This is a genomic window from Selenomonas sp. AE3005 (genome assembly GCF_000686945.1).
In the GTDB taxonomy this organism is placed as follows: Bacteria; Bacillota; Negativicutes; order Selenomonadales; family Selenomonadaceae; genus Selenomonas_A.
The window spans coordinates 19,829-21,674 of record NZ_KK366041.1 but is presented as its reverse complement, the minus strand read 5'-3'; the positions used below and the strand labels follow the sequence as shown (position 1 = coordinate 21,674).

4 protein-coding genes are annotated in these 1,846 nt (G+C 49.6%); all 4 read left to right on the top strand.

Annotated elements, in window-relative coordinates; translation table 11 throughout:
• Positions 1-263 precede the first annotated feature (263 nt).
• Positions 264-641, top strand: coding sequence for a hypothetical protein (locus tag DL94_RS0113250; RefSeq protein ID WP_028130578.1), 378 nt, complete (start codon positions 264-266; stop codon positions 639-641).
• A 281-nt stretch (positions 642-922) separates the two neighbouring features.
• A complete protein-coding gene (locus DL94_RS0113245) occupies positions 923-1,135 on the top strand; it encodes a DUF1659 domain-containing protein (protein WP_037371963.1) in 213 nt (70 codons plus the stop codon).
• Between the two features lie 15 nt (positions 1,136-1,150).
• On the top strand, positions 1,151-1,363 hold the full coding sequence (locus tag DL94_RS0113240) for a DUF2922 domain-containing protein (RefSeq protein WP_028130576.1): 213 nt from the start codon (positions 1,151-1,153) through the stop codon (positions 1,361-1,363).
• A 59-nt stretch (positions 1,364-1,422) separates the two neighbouring features.
• The gene (locus tag DL94_RS16205; RefSeq protein WP_071837954.1) at positions 1,423-1,572 is read left to right on the top strand and encodes a YvrJ family protein; all 150 of its coding nucleotides are present in this window, start codon (positions 1,423-1,425) and stop codon (positions 1,570-1,572) included.
• Positions 1,573-1,846: the final 274 nt, after the last annotated feature.

Here is a 1,846-nt window from a genome sequence, read left to right as displayed (position 1 = left end):
AAAGGTCTGTCCTCAAAGCGACAGGGCTCTTCTTGATTAAATTATAACCTAATATATGATGGATGTCAAAGTATTTGTGTTCACCAAGGACGAAGTGGCCAGACGGTCTTGGACGGGGAAAAACTTGCCTTTTCGAGGGTAAAGTCATAGAATATAACGAGGCAAGAAAATGTCCCCCACCTCAGCAGGTGGGGGCACGAATACCAAAACAGGCGGCGAGCATATCTCCCGCCTCGTTGAAACGCCAAGAGGAAGTTTTGCCTATGGCAAAACTGGAACAACGGCGTTATAATAAAACACCAGACGAGGAGCTGGCAGAAATCGCGGCAAGCGAGGCCGCAATTCAAGAGGCAATGGAGGTGGAAGACGTGTTCACCAAGGACGAAGTGGCCAAACGGTCCTATGAAAAAGCAGAAAAATTCCGCCGAGACCAAGCGGCGCAGATAAGATATGCCACCGAAGAAGGCCGACAGGAAGGTCGTGAGGAAGGCCGCAAAGAAGGTCGTGAGGAAGGCATACTGGCCACAATAGCGGCGCTAAGGAGTCTTAACTTTGATAAACGAACCATTGCGCTAAAATTGGTGGAAGTATTCGGCCTTGACGATAAGGCGGCCAACGGCTATGTAGATGCTAACTGGTAAAGCAGACCTGCCGCTTATGCGTGTGTGGGAACTTATGCAGGAACAGCTTGCGCATTAAATAAAATAAATTCCCCTTGTTTTTGACCGGTCAACTCCATAATATAAGAACTGTAAAGAATCTTTCCTATAATCCCTAACTGAATACGTCTCGGAAATGACAATATTTTTGGTATCAGCGCAGGCATGCGTTAGATATATATTGGGGTTGTCATTCCGCAAGAAGGCCGCAGGGTGACAATCCGGCGGCCTTTTTGCTTGCTTGTGTTTAAGGAGGGAAAAACATGCGAATGAATGAAAAGACCACACTGAAACTTTCCCGGGTGCTGTCCACCAACGCCTCCGGCCATGAGGTGCTGAATTACGTGAACATCACGAGCGTGAACCCGGAAGTTGCGGACGCCGACATGCTGGCCATCGGCCAGGCTTTAGGTGATTTGCAGAGCCTGCCCCTGCACGCTGTAGGGCGCATTGACAGCAGTGACCTGGCAGAGTAAGGAGGAGGTTAAACCATGAAAACCACACTGATTATGAATTTCAAGCTGGATAACGGCAAGGCTACGACGCTTTCCCTGACTTATCCCCGTGAGGATTTGACGGAGGCGGAAGTCAAGAAGGTAGCTGACACTATGATTGCCAAGAACTTCCTGACCATTGGTGAAAGCAGCCTGGCCTCACTCGATAAGGTCTTTGTCCGTAAGGTCGAAGAAACGAAACTTCCGTAAGACGCAGCTTTTCTGCACGGCCCCGGCGCAAGCTGGGGCTTATTTACAAGGAGCGGTATATGGAACAGACAATACTTACCGCTGTTTCTGCCGTAGGCTTTCCCATTGTGGTGACATTCTACCTGCTGACCAGTTTCCAGAAGTCCATGGATAAATTCACCGACAAACTAGGGGAGCTTATACAGGAGCTAAGGCGGTTTGAAAAATGACAAGTCAATAAGTACGGTGGGCGGCTGACGAGTCAAAATGGTCAGCCGCCTGCTCATTTGCTGAACCGATTTCGTGTATGTGGATTTCACAGGAACGCCCCGAACTGCAGAGGCACATACGTATGGCCCTGTACAAACGCGCCGCCCAATTCGCCCCCTTTGCCGCCTTGACCGGCTACGAAGAAATAGTGCAGGCAACAGCCAAGGCCCACGAAAAAGCAGTGGCGGGCGGTTGAAAGTCAAGTATTACATTTTTTTCTCCAGCACTACACAC